Genomic DNA, 15,829 nt, shown 5'->3' on the forward strand with positions numbered 1-15,829 from the left:
GACACATTAGAAACTCATACTGTAAGCGCCTGAAATTTCTCGAAGTCGGTGGGGCGTTGTGTTGGGGCACTGCCGCCGGCTTTGTTTGGGCAAGAAAAAATAGAAAAAGCCGGAAAAATTCGGCGAGGAAAAAAATGACAGAAGAGAACAAGAAGAAGCCGAATCCTATCGACATCCATGTCGGAAGTCGTGTCAGGCTTCGGCGAAACATGTTGGGAATGAGTCAGGAAAAGCTGGGCGAGAACCTCGGCATAACCTTTCAGCAGATACAGAAATACGAAAAGGGGACCAATCGCGTCGGCGCCAGCCGCTTGCAGGCAATCGCCTCGATTCTCGGCGTGCCTGTCGCCTTCTTCTTCGAGGATGCGCCAGGCCAGGAGGCCGTGGGTAACCGCGGGTTTGCCGAAGATACATCGATGACTTTTGCCGTCGAATTCTGCGGCAGTCCGGAAGGTCTCCAGCTCAACCGTGCCTTCGTCAAGATCGCCGACGTGAAGGTTCGCCGCAAGATCATCGAGCTGGTGAAAGCCCTTTCCGTCGACGAAGTTGATTGATCCGGCAGGCCGCTGAAGGTCGAAAAAGGCTGGGGCGTCATAGCGGGGCACGCAAATTCCTGTGGCCGCACGCATCGCGGAATTTGCATTCCGTGGACATGGCGGAACGGGGATCGATTTTGCTCGACACGCATCCCCAAAGCCGTTTTTCTTCAGCCCGTTAAAACGAGGGACGGCGCCGCCGCCCTGCCGCCATCTGAGGATACGAAGATAATAGCATTGAAATTCACGCCAGAGCGGCCACGCCGCTTGACGAGCGGCGGCTGGCACCGCTAACACGTGGCGCGCCAAGATCGGCAGCCTGCCGATATTTTTTCAAGAGGGGACACCCGTGACGCGGCAGAACTACTTCTTTACCTCGGAATCCGTTGCCGAGGGTCATCCCGACAAGGTTTGTGATCGTATCTCCGACGAGATCGTCGATCTGGTCTATCGAGAGGCCAGGAAGACCGGCATGGATCCCTGGAAGGTCCGCGTCGCCTGCGAAACGCTGGCGACCACGAACCGCGTCGTCATCGCCGGCGAGGTGCGCGTTCCCGAGACACTGCTCAAGAAGGACAAGGAAGGCAACATCCTGAAGGATGCCGCCGGCCATCCGATCGTCAATCCGGCGAAGTTCAAATCGGTCGCCCGCAAGGCCATCCGCGAAATCGGCTACGAACAGGCCGGTTTCCACTGGAAGACGGCAAAGATCGACGTTCTGCTGCACGGCCAGTCGCCGGATATCGGCCAGGGTGTCGACAATGCCTCCGACCGCCAGGGCGAGGAAGGGGCCGGCGACCAGGGCATCATGTTCGGCTATGCCTGCCGTGAGACGCCCGACCTGATGCCGGCGCCGATCTACTATAGCCACAAGATCCTCGAACTGCTGGCCGCCGCGCGCCATGAGGGCAGTGGCGATGCCGGCCGGCTTGGCCCGGATGCCAAAAGCCAGGTCACCGTCCGCTATGTCGACGGCAAGGCGGCCGAGGCAACGCAGATCGTGCTGTCGACCCAGCATCTCGATGCGACCTGGGATTCCAAGAAGGTCCGCAAGGTTGTCGAACCCTATATCCGCGAGGCGCTTGGCGATCTCAAGATCGCTGACAATTGCAACTGGTACATCAACCCGACGGGCAAGTTTGTCATCGGCGGGCCTGATGGCGACGCCGGCCTGACCGGCCGCAAGATCATTGTCGACACCTATGGTGGCGCAGCCCCCCATGGCGGCGGTGCTTTCTCCGGCAAGGACACCACCAAGGTCGACCGCTCCGCCGCCTATGCGGCGCGCTACCTCGCCAAGAATGTCGTGGCGGCCAAGCTCGCTGATCGCTGCACCATCCAGCTTTCCTACGCCATCGGCGTCGCCCAGCCATTGTCGGTCTATGTCGACCTGCACGGCACCGGCAAGGTCGATGAGGCGAGGCTCGAGCAGGCGCTGCGCAGCGTAATGGACCTGTCGCCGTCCGGCATCCGCCGCCACCTCGATCTCAACAAGCCGATTTACGCCAAGACGTCGTCTTACGGCCATTTCGGCCGCAAGGCCGGCCGTGACGGGTCGTTCTCTTGGGAGAAGACCGATCTGGCCAAGGCGCTCAAGGACGCGGTCGCCGACCCGGTCGCCGCCTAACCGCGACGCCCATGGATCCGAAAGACCGGGATCCGGAAAACCGGGACCCGAAAGACCGGCCAAGCCGTGCGACCGAAGCGTTCTTCGGTCGCCGGCGCGGCAAGACCATCCGTCCGCAGCAGCAGGCGGCACTGGAAACCGGCTTCAGGACATACCGGCTCGATCTGACTGCGGCACCGCCGGCCGATCTGCGTAGCCTGTTCGAAGCCGATGTCGGCGCGATCCACCTCGAAATCGGTTTCGGCGGTGGCGAGCACCTGTTGCATCGCGCGACGGCGTCTCCGGCGACCGGCTTTATCGGCGTCGAGCCTTTCGTCAACGGCATGGCCAAGATGATGATGGCGGTCAGGGAACGGCCGCTTGCCAATCTTCGGGTCTACGATGACGACGCCACGCGCCTGCTCGACTGGCTGCCGCAAGCCTCGCTCGACGGCATCGACCTTCTCTATCCAGATCCCTGGCCGAAGAAGAAACACTGGAAGCGCCGCTTCGTCAGTCCCCTCAATCTCGACCGTTTCGCGCGCGTCCTGCAGCCTGGCGGAAAGTTCCGCTTCGCTTCCGATATCGATAGCTATGTGAACTGGACACTGCTCAACTGCAGGGCGCATGATGCATTCGTGTGGCAGGCCGGCGAGGCGGCCGACTGGCATCAGCCTTATGAAGCCTGGCCGGGGACGCGCTACGAGGCAAAGGCCATTCGCGAGGGCCGGCGGCCGGCCTATCTCACCTTCGTTCGGAAATAGCGCCTGTTCGGCAATACCACCGTCACCGCGTGACGTTCAGACGCCAAATTGGCCTACTGCACGTCGCGCAAAAAACAACAATCCAAAACGCGTCGACGCGCTTTAGGCATCAAGCCGGCAAGCAGGCTGCCTCAGAAGCGGCCGATTTTATCGAAGGCGCTTGGGTCCATGCCGAGCTTGCGCAGATCGTTGGCGCGCGGCTTGCGGCCAGCTTCGACGGCCCTCGACGCGGCAACGGCGCTGCCGAATGTGGTGAAGATCTCGCCAATGGCGGAAAACAGTTTACGGCTACCCATGATATCAGACCTTTCGCGCGCCACCGCGCGCTTTTTGTGCGATGCAACATAGATAGGTATGATGCATCTCCAATCACAGCGGTGTTACTGCATGGTCGCCCTGCGCCAGGCGCAAGGCTGCCCCGTCTCCTCCACCATTAGCCGCACATCATTGCCGGATTGCCGGATTGCCGGGCTGACTGTCTGCCGCCCGACCCACACAGGCTCCTAAGCAGACTTGAAACGCCGGCCGGTATCGTCTATATCAGCCTCAAATTCTTGGTCGGTATGACGAAGAGTGGGTCCACCCGGTCCCGCTCTTTTTTATTACCTGCCCGGCGCATCGGACCGAAAGCGCTAAGTGGTTTTCGGCTGAATCCGATGCGCAAGCTGAGAATAAGGCAGTGGCAATCCTGTTTAGGGTTTGCCAACTGCCCATGGAAAGAGCGACAGGATCGAATGACCGCAGCGGCAAGCCAGGCCGACGACCGTATCATCCGCGAAAGCGGCATCGATGCGCGTATCGCGCTGATCGTGCAGCCAGTGCTGCGCGGCATCGGGTTCCGCCTCGTGCGGGTGCATCTGTCGGGCCAGAACGGGCTGACGCTGCAGATCATGGCCGAACGCGAGGACGGCACCATGACCGTCGAGGATTGCGAAGAGGTCAGCCGCGCGGTGTCGCCAGCGCTCGATGTCGATGATCCGATCGAAAAGGCGTATCATCTCGAAGTGTCGTCGCCGGGCATCGACCGGCCGCTGGTACGCAAGTCGGACTTCGCGACCTGGACCGGCCATCTGATCAAGATGGAAACCTCGGTCCTCGTTGCCGAACGCAAACGCTTCAAGGGCAAGATCGCCGAGGCCGGTGAAAACGACGTGCTGATCGAGCGTGACAAGGCCGCCTATGGCGAGGAGCCTACGGTGCACGTGCCTTACGACGCGATTGCCGATGCGCGGCTGGTGCTGACCGACGATCTCATCCGCGATGCCCTGTCGAAGGACAACAGGGCGCGCAAGGAAGCAAAAAAGCGCCGCGGCGAACCCGAAGACGACGCGCCAGAGGGCGTGGAAGCGGGCGCCACGGAAGAAACCGAACAGGAAATGTGATTGGGCTGCCGGGCGCAAAGGCTCGGCAACAAGCTCGGGAGATAAAGAAATGGTTGTAAGCGCCAACAGGCTTGAACTGCTGCAGATCGCCGACGCGGTCGCGCGTGAAAAGTCGATCGACAAGTCGATCGTCATCGCCGCCATGGCCGATGCGATCCAGAAGGCGGCGCGCTCGCGCTATGGCCAGGAGACCAACATCCGCGCCGACATCAACGCCAACACCGGCGAGATGAAGCTGCAGCGGCTGATGGAAGTGGTCGAGAAGGTCGACGACTATGCCACGCAGATCGCCATTTCCTCGGCGCGCGAGCGCAACCCCGACGCCCAGCTCGGCGACTTCATCGCTGAACAGCTGCCGCCAATGGATTTCGGCCGCATCGCCGCTCAGTCGGCCAAGCAGGTCATCGTCCAGAAAGTGCGCGAAGCCGAGCGCGATCGCCAGTATGACGAATACAAGGATCGTATAGGCGAGATCGTCAACGGCACGGTCAAGCGCGTCGAGTACGGCAACGTCATCGTCGATCTCGGCCGCGGCGAGGCGATCATCCGCCGTGACGAACTGATCCCGCGCGAGAACTACAAATATGGCGATCGTGTCCGCGCCTATGTCTATGACGTGCGCCGCGAGCAGCGCGGCCCGCAGATTTTCCTGTCGCGCACCCATCCCCAGTTCATGGCCAAGCTGTTCACCATGGAAGTGCCGGAGATCTACGACGGCATCATCGAGATCAAGTCGGTGGCCCGCGACCCCGGTTCGCGCGCCAAGATCGCCGTCATCTCGCGTGACTCATCGATCGACCCGGTCGGCGCCTGCGTCGGTATGCGCGGTTCCCGCGTCCAGGCGGTGGTCGGCGAGTTGCAGGGCGAGAAGATCGATATCATTCCGTGGTCGCCTTCGGCCGCGTCCTTCATCGTCAACGCGCTGCAGCCGGCCGAAGTCGCCAAGGTCGTCCTCGACGAGGACGCCGAGCGCATCGAGGTCGTGGTGCCGGACGACCAGCTCTCGCTGGCCATCGGCCGCCGCGGCCAGAACGTGCGGCTTGCCTCGCAGCTCACCGGCTGGGATATCGACATCCTGACCGAGCAGGAAGAGAGCGAGCGTCGTCAGAAGGAATTCGTCGAGCGCTCGTCGCTGTTCATGGAAGCCCTAGATGTCGATGAAATGGTAGGCCAGGTGCTCGCCTCGGAAGGCTTCACCAGCGTCGAGGAGGTCGCCTATGTCGACGCCGGCGAGATCGCTTCGATCGACGGCTTCGATGAGGACACCGCTTCGGAAATCCAGACCCGCGCCCGCGAATATCTGGAGAAGATCGAGGCCGAGCACGACGACAAGCGCAAGGCGCTTGGCGTTGAGGACGAACTGCGCGAGATCCCCGGTATCACCACAGCCATGATGGTGACGCTCGGCGAGGATGGCGTAAAGACGATCGAGGACTTCGCCGGCTATGCCGCCGACGATCTCACCGGATGGAAGGAACGCAAGGACGGCGAGACGAAGGTATTCCCTGGCGTGCTCGCCAATCACGGCGTGTCGCGTGCCGATGCCGAGCAGATGGTTCTGGCTGCCCGCCTCAAGGCCGGCTGGATCACCGAGGACGAGGTTGCGGCCCAGGAAGCGCCGGCTGACGAAGCCGTCGGTGCGTGAGGTGAAACCGCATCGCACACAACCCGCCCTTGGACGAGATGAACGATCGCACCTGCATCGTCACGCGCAGACAGGCCGAACCGGATGAATTGATCCGTTTCGTCGTCGGCCCGGATTCGGCCGTCGTTCCGGACATCAAGAAAAACCTGCCCGGCCGTGGTTGCTGGGTGACGGCCGACCGCCTACATATCGACAAGGCGGCAGCGAAAAACCTGTTTGCCCGCGCCTTCAAGGCGCAAGTGGCCGTGCCGACCGATCTCGGTGGTATGGTTGATGGGCTGCTTTCCAGATCCGCTCTGGGTATGCTGGGACTTGCTCGCAAGGCAGGCGCAATCGCGCTCGGCGCCACGAAAGTCGAGAGCGCGGTGCGCGGCGGGCTGGCGCTTTTCGTGCTCCACGCGGCCGAGGCGTCCGATGATGGCGTGCGCAAGATCAGCCAGGCGCGCCGGGCAACCGTCCATCTCGGCGGGCCGGTCATCCTTGCCTACAAACTTTTCTCCGAGGCCGAGTTGAGCTTGGCATTGGGGGGTACAAATGTGATACATGCTGCCGTTCTCGCGGGAGACGCGGGCAGGGCGGTCCAGAAGCGCATGGTTGCGCTCGACCGGTATCGGGGCGGTTCCCCGGACGATCTGGCAATGCTTGCGGCCGTTGCTGACGAAGATGATGCCGCAGAGGATATGGAATGAGCGATACGAAATCGGGCGACGACAAGACGTTGAGTGTTACGCCGAAGAAGACTTTGACGCTGAAGCGCCCCGGTACGGAACAGGGCACGGTGCGCCAGAATTTCTCGCACGGCCGCACCAAGTCGGTCGTCGTCGAGACCAAGAAGCGCAAGTTCTCGCTGCCCGGCGACAAGCCGGAGCCGGCCGCTGCTCCTGTGTCCGTCTTCACGCCTAAGCCGCCGGTCGCGGCAGCGCCTGTCGTGCAGGAAGCACCCAAGGCGCCGCCACCTCCGCAACCGGTCGAACGCGGCGGCATGGTGCTGAACGAATTGTCGCGCAATGAGATGGAAGCGCGCCGCCGGGCCCTCGAAGGTTCCAAGGTCCGCGACGTCGAGGATCGCCAGCGCGCCATCGACGAGGCCAAGCGCCGCGCCGAGGATGAAGAGCGCCGCAAGCGTGAGCGCGAGGAATCCGCGCGCCGTCAGGCCGAGGAAGAGGCGCGGCTGCAGACCGAGGCCGAGTCCCGCCGCCGTGCCGAGGAAGAGGCGCGCCGCCGCGCGCCGCTTGCCGCCGAACTGGCGACCGTCGACGACGACGAGGACGTCAAGCCGAAACGTGCCGGCGCCGGTGCTCCTGTACGACGTCTGGTCACCCCCGAGGTGGCACGTCCGGCCAAGCCCACCAAGGGCGAGGAAGATCGCCGCCGTGGCAAGCTGACGCTCAACACCGCGCTTTCAGAGGAGGATGCGCGCGCCCGTTCGCTGTCGTCGATGCGTCGGCGTCAGGAGAAATTCAAGCGCGCGATGCACAACGAGCCGCGCGAGAAAGTCATGCGCGAAGTGATCCTGCCCGAAACCATCACCATCCAGGAACTGGCGCAGCGCATGTCCGAGCGCGCCGTCGATGTGGTCAAGTTCTTCATGAAGCAGGGCCAGATCCTGAAGCCGGGCGACGTCATCGACGCCGACACGGCCGAACTGGTCGCCACTGAATTCGGCCACACGGTTCGCCGCGTCGCCGAGTCCGACATCGAGGAAGGCCTGTTCAATATCGCCGACCGTCCCGAAGATCTCGAGTCGCGTCCGCCGGTAGTGACCATCATGGGCCACGTCGACCACGGCAAGACCTCGTTGCTCGATGCCATCCGCAACGCCAATGTCGTATCCGGCGAGGCTGGCGGCATCACCCAGCATATCGGTGCCTATCAGGTCGAGAAGAACGGCCACAAGATCACCTTCATCGACACGCCCGGCCACGCCGCCTTCACGGCGATGCGTGCCCGCGGCGCCCAGGCGACCGACATCGCCATCCTCGTGGTGGCAGCCGACGACAGTGTGATGCCGCAGACGATCGAATCGATCAGCCATGCCAAGGCGGCCGGTGTGCCGATCATCGTGGCGATCAACAAGATCGACAAGCCGCAGGCCGATGCGCAGAAAGTGCGTTCGGAACTGCTGCGCCATGAGGTCTTTGTAGAATCGATGGGCGGTGAGGTCCTGGACGTCGAAGTGTCGGCAACCAAGGGCACCAATCTCGACAAGCTGCTCGAAGCGATCCTGCTGCAGGCAGAAATCCTCGACCTCAAGGCCAATCCGGATCGTACCGCCGAAGGCGTCGTCATCGAGGCCCAGCTCGACAAGGGCCGTGGTCCCGTCGCCACCGTGCTGGTGCAGACCGGCACGCTGATGCCGGGCGACATCCTTGTCGCCGGCAATGAATGGGGCCGGGTGCGCGCGCTGGTCAACGATCGTGGCGAGCAGGTCAAGGAAGCCCCGCCGGCGATGCCGGTCGAGGTGCTTGGCCTGCAAGGCACGCCGCAGGCCGGTGACCGTTTCGCCGTGGTCAACAACGAGGCCCGCGCCCGCGAGATCACCGAATATCGTCAGCGCCTGGCGCGCGAGAAGGCGGTGGCCAAGCATGCCGGCCAGCGCGGCTCGCTCGAACAGATGATGTCGCAATTGCAGACGAGCGGCCTGAAGGAATTCCCGCTAGTCATCAAGGGCGACGTGCAGGGCTCGATCGAGGCGATCAACGCCGCGCTCGACAAGCTCGGCACCGACGAGGTGCGCGCACGCATCGTCCATGCCGGCGCCGGCGGCATCACCGAAAGCGACGTGTCGCTGGCGGAGACTTCCGGGGCCGCGATCATCGGCTTCAACGTCCGCGCCAATGTACAGGCGCGTGCGGCTGCCGCCGCGGCAGGCATCGAGATCCGCTACTACTCGATCATCTACAATCTCGTCGATGACGTGAAGGCAGCACTTTCGGGCCTGCTCTCGCCGGAGCGCCGCGAGACCTTCATCGGCAATGCCGAGATCCTCGAGATCTTCGACATCACCAAGGTTGGCAAGATCGCCGGCTGCCGTGTCACCGAAGGCAAGGTCGAGCGTGGTGCAGGCGTGCGCCTGATCCGCGACAACGTCGTCATCCACGAAGGCACGCTGAAGACCCTGAAGCGCTTCAAGGACGAGGTTTCGGAAGTTCCCGGCGGCCAGGAATGCGGCATGGCCTTCCAGAACTACGAGGACATGCGCGTCGGCGACGTCATCGAGTGCTTCCGCGTCGAGATGGTGACCCGGACGCTCTGAGTTCGTATACTGTCGAAATGACCGGGCGGTGGTCGAAAGGCTGCCGCCCAAAACATATGAGACATGTGGCCTGGTCCCATCCCTAGCCTCACGATTTCAGGACATGAAAAAATGCCCCGTCCAACTACATCAGGTCCATCCCAGCGCATGCTGCGCGTCGGCGAACAGGTGCGTCATGCGCTGTCCGAAACCCTGCAGCGCGGCGAGATCACCGATCCGCTGATTGAAAATGCAGTGGTTTCGGTCTCGGAAGTACGGATGTCGCCTGATCTGAAGATCGCCACAGCCTTCGTCTCGCCGCTCGGCGTCAAGGATACTGACGCCGTGGTCGAGGCGCTCAACAAGCACGCGAAATTCGTGCGCGGTCGCGTTTCCGGTGCGCTTAGGCAGATGAAGTACATGCCGGAATTCCGCTTCCGGCTCGACACCAGCTACGACAATTTCCAGAAGATCAACGAATTGCTGCACTCGCCCGAAGTGGCGCGCGACCTCGGCAGCGACAATGATCTCGGTATCGACAACGACAAGGACGAAAAATAGTGGCGCGCCGCAGCAAGAAGAAAGGCCGGCCGGTCTCTGGCTGGCTGGTGCTGGACAAGCCGGTTGGCATGGGCTCGACCGAAGCCGTCTCCAAGATCAAATGGCTGTTCCAGGCGGAAAAGGCCGGCCATGCCGGCACGCTCGACCCGCTCGCCTCCGGCATGCTGCCGATCGCGCTCGGCGAGGCGACCAAGACCGTCCCCTATGTCCAGGACGGCGCCAAGATTTATCGCTTCACCGTTGCCTGGGGTGAGGAGCGTTCAACCGATGACCTCGAAGGTCCGGTGACGAAGAGTTCCGAGCAGCGGCCGGCAGAAGCCGATGTTCGGGCACTGCTGCCGAAGTACACCGGCATCATCATGCAGACGCCGCCGCAATTCTCGGCCATCAAGATCGCTGGCGAACGTGCCTACGACCTCGCCCGCGACGGCGAGACGGTCGACATTCCGCCGCGCGAGGTCGAGATCGGCCGTCTCGACCTGGTCGAGCAAGCCGCCGACTACACCATTTTCGAGGTCGAATGCGGCAAGGGTACCTATGTGCGCTCGCTGGCCCGCGACATGGGCCGCGACCTCGGCTGCTTCGGCCACATCGCCGAGCTGCGCCGGATCGAGGTCGAGCCGTTCACGCAGGATGATTTCGTCACCCTCGCCGAACTGGAAGCAGCGCGTTTCGGCGAACAGGGCGGTGAGGATCCGGATACGGCCGATGCTGCATCAGAGGCTCCCGATCTCCCGGTCGACTTCACAGCCATCGACGCACTTCTGGTCGACACCGCTGCGGCGCTCGACTGCCTGCCGCAGATTGCCATCAGCGACGATGCGGCGACGAAAATCCGGCTCGGCAATCCGGTCATCATCCGCGGCCGCGACGCGCCGGTGGAGGCCGAGGAAGCCTGCGCCACGGCACGTGGCAAGCTGGTCGCCATCGGCGCCATCGAGCAAGGCATGTTCAAGCCGAAGCGGGTCTTTGCCGGGTGAATCCCATCGTCTAATCTCAATCGGACGTCTATCCCGGGGGACACATGGCAAAGGCTGAGACGGTCAGGAAGCGGGCGCCGGTCGTAACGCGGCGGCCGCCGGTAGGTGCATCGCCAGGCACGCTGATTGCAGATCCGGCGGCCCGCCGGTCCGAGCTGCGGCTGACGTTGATCGCGCCCGACAAGTTCGAGACGATCGAAAATGCCAGCATCGACGACCTCAACACCCATTGCGACAATTGGCCGGTCATCTGGCTCGACTGCACCGGCCTTGCCAACATCCCGCTGATCGAGGAGATCGGCCGTATTTTCAGCCTGCATCCGCTGGCGCTGGAAGATGTCGTCAACACCGGCCAGCGGCCGAAGGTGGATTTCTTCGAAGACCATGCCTTCGTCGTCGTCAGGATGATCGATGATGTCACGGCGCATCGCTATGAGCAGATCGCCGTCTTCTTCGGCAGGAACTTCGTCGTCACCTTCCAGGAGCGCGAGGGCGATCCGTTCGATCCCGTGCGCAAGCGCATCGGAAGCTCGGTGCCTAATCGCCTGCGCTCGCGCGGCGCCGATTACCTCGCCTATGCGCTGATCGACGCCATCGTCGACAGCTATTTCCCGCCGATCGAGACCGCCGGCGAACTGGTCGACGGCATCGAGGACCAGATGCTGCACACGACGCACAAGCACCAGATGCGGCAGTTGCACGAGTTGCGGCGCGACGCCAATGTGTTGAAAGGCGTGCTCTGGCCGATGCGCGATGCGCTGGCGACGCTGATCCGCAACGACGTGCCCTATGTGAAGGCTGAGACCAAGATATTCCTCAACGACACGCTCGATCATTCGCTTCGGCTCATCGAACTGGTCGAAACCCAGCGCGACATGCTGACCGGCCTCATCGAGATGCATCTGTCGCTGAGCCAGGCGCGCACCAACGACGTCATCTCCTACCTGACCATCGTCTCGGTCATCTTCATGCCGCTCACCTTCCTCGTTGGTGTGTGGGGCATGAATTTCGACCCCGAAACCTCGCCATGGAACATGCCGGAGCTGAAAGCTCACTATGGTTATCCGGCTGCGCTCGCCTTCATGTTGCTTGTCGCGGTTTCTCTTGTCGCCTTCTTCAAATGGAAGAAGTGGCTTTAGTGGAGGCGAAAGTCTTCGTTTCTCTCGCGAAAGCCGTGAGAAAGCCGGCTTGTGAATTGGGCTGGTGTTTTCCTGGGAATTGCACTATATGCGCCGCAGCATCGCGCACTGACGCTTTGCTTGCACCGGCCCCTGCTGGACGACATCCCGGCTGAGGGCGACCCGTTTCCTCAAACAGATAAGGAAAAACACGATGTCGATTACTGCCGAGCGCAAGAAGGAATTGATGGGTGAATTCGCAACCGCCAAGGGCGATACCGGGTCTCCGGAAGTCCAGGTGGCCATCCTTTCCGAGCGCATCAAGAACCTGACCGATCATTTCAAGGACCACAAGAAGGATAACCATTCCCGCCGTGGTCTACTCGCTCTCGTCTCCCAGCGCCGCAGCCTGCTTGATTATCTCAAGCGCAAGGATGACGCGCGCTACCAGACGCTGATCGAGAAGCTCGGTCTGCGCCGTTGACGAATTGACCGGCGGGCTTTCTTCGGAAAGTCCGCCGGTCGCGCATTCTGCCAGTCGCATCGATTGGCCAGATCCGGTTTCGAGCGTGCAGAGGGCCACTCGAAACCGCCCATGGACGGTCATGGGGCAGGATTGCAGGACGCTCGTGCGGCCACCGCGCCGGATTTACCCGAGCTTCCCGTTGTCTTGCCCGTGGCTGCCCGAGAAAGGAAGCCAAGGGAAAGGGTCATTCGCGCACGCTGAAACGGCGCGGCCTTTTCCGCATATTAAGGACAAGACATGTTCAATCACCACAAAGTGGAAATCGAATGGGGCGGTCGCCCGCTCATCCTGGAAACCGGCAAGATCGCCCGCCAGGCCGACGGCGCAGTACTAGCCACCTACGGCGAAACCAAGGTTCTCGCCACCGTCGTTTCGATGAAGGAGCCGAAGCCCGGCCTCGATTTCTTCCCGCTGACCGTCAACTACCAGGAAAAGACCTATGCCGCCGGCAAGATCCCGGGCGGCTATTTCAAGCGCGAAGGTCGTCCGAGCGAGAAGGAAACGCTGGTTTCCCGCCTGATCGACCGCCCGATCCGCCCGCTTTTCGCCGACGGCTACAAGAACGACACGCAGATTGTCGTCACCGTCGTCCAGCACGACCTCGAGAACGATCCGGACATCCTGTCGATCGTCGCCACTTCGGCGGCTCTGACGCTGTCCGGCGTGCCCTTTATGGGCCCGGTCGGCGGCGCCCGCGTCGGCTACATCAACGGCGAATATGTGCTCAACCCACATGTCGACGAAATGCAGGAATCCAAGCTTGATCTCGTCGTCGCCGGCACCGCCGACGCCGTGCTGATGGTCGAGTCCGAAGCCAAGGAGCTCGGCGAGGATCTGATGCTCGGCGCCGTCATGTTCGGCCACCGGGGCTTCCAGCCGGTGATCGACGCGATCATTAAGCTGGCCGAGGTCGCCGCCAAGGATCCCCGCGATTTTACCGCGCCGGACTATTCCGCGCTCGAAGCCGAGATGCTGAAGATCGTTGGCGACGAGCTTCGCGAAGCCTACAAGATCACCGACAAGCAGAAGCGCTATGCCGCCGTCGACGCCGTCAAGGCGAAGGTCAAGACCGCGTTCGCGCCGGCCGAAGGCGAAGAGGCCAAGTACACGTCCGAGCAGATCGGCAGCGTGTTCAAGGAACTCCAGGCCAAGGTCGTGCGCTGGAACATCCTCGACACCGGCTCGCGCATCGACGGCCGCGACCTGAAGACGGTCCGCAAGATCGTCTCCGAAGTCGGCGTCCTGCCGCGCACGCACGGTTCGGCGCTGTTCACCCGCGGCGAGACCCAGGCGCTGGTCGTTGCCACGCTCGGCACCGGCGAGGACGAGCAGTATGTCGATTCACTGACCGGCATGTACAAGGAGAAGTTCCTCCTGCACTACAACTTTCCTCCCTATTCCGTCGGTGAAACCGGCCGCATGGGTTCGCCGGGCCGCCGCGAAATCGGCCACGGCAAGCTCGCCTGGCGCGCCATTCGTCCGATGCTGCCGACCGCGGACCAGTTCCCCTACACGCTGCGCGTCGTCTCGGAGATCACCGAGTCCAACGGTTCGTCATCGATGGCCACCGTCTGCGGCACCTCGCTGGCGCTGATGGATGCCGGTGTGCCGCTGGCCAAGCCCGTCGCCGGTATCGCCATGGGCCTGATCAAGGAAGGCGAGCGCTTCGCGGTTCTCTCCGACATTCTCGGCGACGAGGATCACCTCGGCGACATGGACTTTAAGGTCGCCGGCACGGCCAACGGCATCACCTCGTTGCAGATGGACATCAAGATCGAGGGCATCACCGAAGAGATCATGAAGATCGCGCTCGACCAGGCCAAGGACGGCCGTCAGCATATCCTCGGCGAAATGTCCCATGCGCTCTCCGGCGCGCGTGCCGAGCTCGGCGAGTTCGCGCCGCGCATTGAGGTCATGCACATCCCGACCGACAAGATCCGCGACGTCATCGGATCGGGCGGCAAGGTCATCCGCGAGATTGTCGAAAAGACCGGCGCCAAGATCAACATCGAGGACGATGGCACCGTCAAGATCGCCTCGTCCAACGCCAAGGAGATCGAGGCGGCGAAGAAGTGGATCCACACCATCGTCGCCGAGCCGGAAGTCGGCGAGATCTACGAAGGCACGGTCGTCAAGACCGCCGACTTCGGCGCCTTCGTCAACTTCTTCGGTCCGCGTGACGGCCTCGTCCACATCTCGCAACTCGCCAACGACCGTGTCGCCAAGACCTCCGACGTCGTCAAGGAAGGCGACAAAGTCTGGGTCAAGCTGATGGGCTTCGATGAGCGCGGCAAGGTCCGCCTGTCGATGAAGGTCGTCGACCAGGCCACCGGCAAGGAAATCGTCCGCGACAAGAAGGCCGAAGGCGAAGAAAACGCCGCCTGAACGTTCTGAGAATGCAAATCGAACGGGCGCGGCGATGTCGCGCCCGTTTTCGTTTATAGAGCCATCAGAATGTCCGCCGAGCCGCTGAAGACGCTGTTCCATCCGTTCGAGGCCGAGGCTATTGCCTTGCCGCGAAAGGGCGAGCGCGTGCTCTTTCTAGGTGCGGAACCCGGTTTTCGCCTACCCCAGGGCTTCGACGCCGCGCTTCACTTGGTGCAAGGCTTCCGGCCGCATTTTCGCGTCTTGCAGGCGTCGGGTTTCAGCGTCACCCCGCAAGCCGAAGGCAGCGGATTTGACATGGCGCTGATCCTTGCCGGCCGTCATCGAGGACAAAACGAATTGCGCATCGCCGAGGCGCTGGAACGCGTGGCATCAGGCGGATTGATCGTCGTTGCCGGTGGCAAGGAGGACGGCATTGCCAGCCTGCGCAAGCGCATCGACGAACTGATACCGCTCGACGGCCATCTGCCAAAACACCACGGCATCGCCTTCTGGCTTCGCCGGCCGGCTGATACCGGGGCCGCGGCAGGGCTTCGCGCCGCCAATCCAGCCCTTCTGGTCGAGGGCCGTTTCCACACTGCACCAGGCATGTTCTCTTTCGACAAGGTCGATGCGGGTTCGAAACTCCTGGTGGAGAATCTGCCCAACGACCTGCGCGGCAACGTTGCCGATTTCTGCGCCGGCTGGGGCTATATGGCAGCCGAGGTGGCGGCACGCTCGCCAGGCATATCGGAGCTCGACCTTTACGAGGCGGACTTCGCCTCGCTCGAAGCGGCAAAGCGCAATGTCGGCGGCACAACGGCAAATCCGCGTTTCTTCTGGCTGGATCTTCTCAGCGAAGCGGTTGAGCGCCGCTACGACGCAATTGTCATGAATCCGCCCTTTCACCGCAGCCGGGCGACTGAGCCGGAGATCGGCGCCGGCATGATCCGCGCGGCGGCGAAGGCGCTGAAACCGGGCGGGCGGCTGTTCATGGTGGCAAACCGTCAACTTCCCTACGAGCCGGTGTTGGCGGCCGCCTTCTCAAGTCACGCCGAGACCGCCCGCGACGGCATGTTCAAGATCTTCGCCGCGCGCCGCTAGCGCTTGTC

The 15,829-nt window shown here is 62.6% G+C and carries 13 protein-coding genes and 2 pseudogenes; 14 read left to right on the forward strand and 1 reads right to left on the reverse strand.

All coding sequences use genetic code 11. From position 1 onward, the window contains the following. Positions 1–134: 134 nt before the first annotated feature. The 3 genes from OHD62_RS05060 to trmB all read left to right on the forward strand — a co-directional run bounded on the left by OHD62_RS05060 (position 135) and on the right by trmB (position 2,906). Positions 135–554: a helix-turn-helix domain-containing protein gene (locus OHD62_RS05060; RefSeq protein ID WP_006337983.1), complete on the forward strand. Its 420-nt coding sequence runs from the start codon at positions 135–137 to the stop codon at positions 552–554. A gap of 331 nt (positions 555–885) precedes the next feature. Continuing rightward, positions 886–2,163, forward strand: a complete 1,278-nt coding sequence (gene metK / locus OHD62_RS05065; RefSeq protein WP_263781339.1) for a methionine adenosyltransferase — start codon at positions 886–888, stop codon at positions 2,161–2,163. Between the two features lie 11 nt (positions 2,164–2,174). Further along, entirely contained in the window at positions 2,175–2,906 is a 732-nt protein-coding gene (gene trmB / locus OHD62_RS05070; RefSeq protein ID WP_263781340.1) for a tRNA (guanine(46)-N(7))-methyltransferase TrmB, read from the forward strand. A 131-nt stretch (positions 2,907–3,037) separates the two neighbouring features. Here trmB and OHD62_RS05075 read toward each other — a convergent pair whose 3' ends face one another. Then, positions 3,038–3,202 carry a hypothetical protein gene (locus OHD62_RS05075; protein ID WP_263781341.1) on the reverse strand — a complete coding sequence of 55 codons (165 nt, stop codon included), beginning with the start codon at positions 3,200–3,202 and terminating at the stop codon, positions 3,038–3,040. Positions 3,203–3,640: 438 nt separating this feature from the next. Here OHD62_RS05075 and rimP point away from each other — a divergent pair, with 438 nt between their 5' ends. The 11 genes and pseudogenes from rimP (at position 3,641) to OHD62_RS05125 (ending at position 15,821) form a co-directional block, all read left to right on the forward strand. After that, complete coding sequence (gene rimP / locus OHD62_RS05080; protein WP_263781342.1) at positions 3,641–4,288, forward strand: ribosome maturation factor RimP; 648 nt, start codon at positions 3,641–3,643, stop codon at positions 4,286–4,288. A 49-nt stretch (positions 4,289–4,337) separates the two neighbouring features. After that, entirely contained in the window at positions 4,338–5,933 is a 1,596-nt protein-coding gene (gene nusA / locus OHD62_RS05085; RefSeq protein WP_263781343.1) for a transcription termination factor NusA, read from the forward strand. A gap of 38 nt (positions 5,934–5,971) precedes the next feature. Further along, positions 5,972–6,622, forward strand: a complete 651-nt coding sequence (locus OHD62_RS05090; protein WP_263781344.1) for an RNA-binding protein — start codon at positions 5,972–5,974, stop codon at positions 6,620–6,622. Next, complete coding sequence (infB, locus tag OHD62_RS05095; protein WP_263781345.1) at positions 6,619–9,189, forward strand: translation initiation factor IF-2; 2,571 nt, start codon at positions 6,619–6,621, stop codon at positions 9,187–9,189. Before OHD62_RS05090 ends, infB begins: the two co-directional genes overlap by 4 nt. A 111-nt stretch (positions 9,190–9,300) precedes the next feature. After that, positions 9,301–9,729 (forward strand): 30S ribosome-binding factor RbfA, encoded by a 429-nt coding sequence (gene rbfA, locus OHD62_RS05100; protein ID WP_263781346.1) that lies wholly within the window; start codon positions 9,301–9,303, stop codon positions 9,727–9,729. Further along, positions 9,729–10,397 (forward strand): annotated as a pseudogene (truB, locus tag OHD62_RS05105) (tRNA pseudouridine(55) synthase TruB); the annotation flags it as partial. The gene rbfA and the pseudogene truB (OHD62_RS05105), both read left to right, overlap by 1 nt. A 72-nt stretch (positions 10,398–10,469) precedes the next feature. Then, positions 10,470–10,709, forward strand: a pseudogene (gene truB, locus OHD62_RS35680) (tRNA pseudouridine(55) synthase TruB); the annotation flags it as partial. A 44-nt stretch (positions 10,710–10,753) separates the two neighbouring features. Further along, the gene (gene corA / locus OHD62_RS05110) at positions 10,754–11,848 is read left to right on the forward strand and encodes a magnesium/cobalt transporter CorA (RefSeq protein WP_263781348.1); all 1,095 of its coding nucleotides are present in this window, start codon (positions 10,754–10,756) and stop codon (positions 11,846–11,848) included. A 151-nt stretch (positions 11,849–11,999) separates the two neighbouring features. Then, a complete protein-coding gene (gene rpsO / locus OHD62_RS05115; RefSeq protein WP_274609724.1) occupies positions 12,000–12,311 on the forward strand; it encodes a 30S ribosomal protein S15 in 312 nt (103 codons plus the stop codon). A gap of 279 nt (positions 12,312–12,590) precedes the next feature. After that, positions 12,591–14,738 carry a polyribonucleotide nucleotidyltransferase gene (pnp, locus tag OHD62_RS05120; RefSeq protein WP_263781359.1) on the forward strand — a complete coding sequence of 716 codons (2,148 nt, stop codon included), beginning with the start codon at positions 12,591–12,593 and terminating at the stop codon, positions 14,736–14,738. 69 nt (positions 14,739–14,807) lie between these two features. Next, complete coding sequence (locus OHD62_RS05125; RefSeq protein WP_263781360.1) at positions 14,808–15,821, forward strand: class I SAM-dependent methyltransferase; 1,014 nt, start codon at positions 14,808–14,810, stop codon at positions 15,819–15,821. The last annotated feature ends 8 nt before the right edge of the window (positions 15,822–15,829 follow it).

Source organism: Mesorhizobium sp. YC-39 (genome assembly GCF_025753795.1).
Lineage (GTDB): Bacteria > Pseudomonadota > Alphaproteobacteria > Rhizobiales > Rhizobiaceae > Mesorhizobium.

What these genes read in the sequence shown, in the direction of transcription:
- trmB (WP_263781340.1), top strand. Translation starts at nt 2,175, where the DNA reads ATGGATCCGAAAGACCGGGATCCGGAAAACCGGGACCCGAAAGACCGG.
- rbfA (WP_263781346.1), top strand. Translation starts at nt 9,301, where the DNA reads ATGCCCCGTCCAACTACATCAGGTCCATCCCAGCGCATGCTGCGCGTC.
- OHD62_RS05090 (WP_263781344.1), top strand. Translation starts at nt 5,972, where the DNA reads ATGAACGATCGCACCTGCATCGTCACGCGCAGACAGGCCGAACCGGAT.
- OHD62_RS05125 (WP_263781360.1), top strand. Translation starts at nt 14,808, where the DNA reads ATGTCCGCCGAGCCGCTGAAGACGCTGTTCCATCCGTTCGAGGCCGAG.
- OHD62_RS05075 (WP_263781341.1), bottom strand. Translation starts at nt 3,202, where the DNA reads ATGGGTAGCCGTAAACTGTTTTCCGCCATTGGCGAGATCTTCACCACA.
- OHD62_RS05060 (WP_006337983.1), top strand. Translation starts at nt 135, where the DNA reads ATGACAGAAGAGAACAAGAAGAAGCCGAATCCTATCGACATCCATGTC.
- rimP (WP_263781342.1), top strand. Translation starts at nt 3,641, where the DNA reads ATGACCGCAGCGGCAAGCCAGGCCGACGACCGTATCATCCGCGAAAGC.
- pnp (WP_263781359.1), top strand. Translation starts at nt 12,591, where the DNA reads ATGTTCAATCACCACAAAGTGGAAATCGAATGGGGCGGTCGCCCGCTC.
- infB (WP_263781345.1), top strand. Translation starts at nt 6,619, where the DNA reads ATGAGCGATACGAAATCGGGCGACGACAAGACGTTGAGTGTTACGCCG.
- corA (WP_263781348.1), top strand. Translation starts at nt 10,754, where the DNA reads ATGGCAAAGGCTGAGACGGTCAGGAAGCGGGCGCCGGTCGTAACGCGG.
- nusA (WP_263781343.1), top strand. Translation starts at nt 4,338, where the DNA reads ATGGTTGTAAGCGCCAACAGGCTTGAACTGCTGCAGATCGCCGACGCG.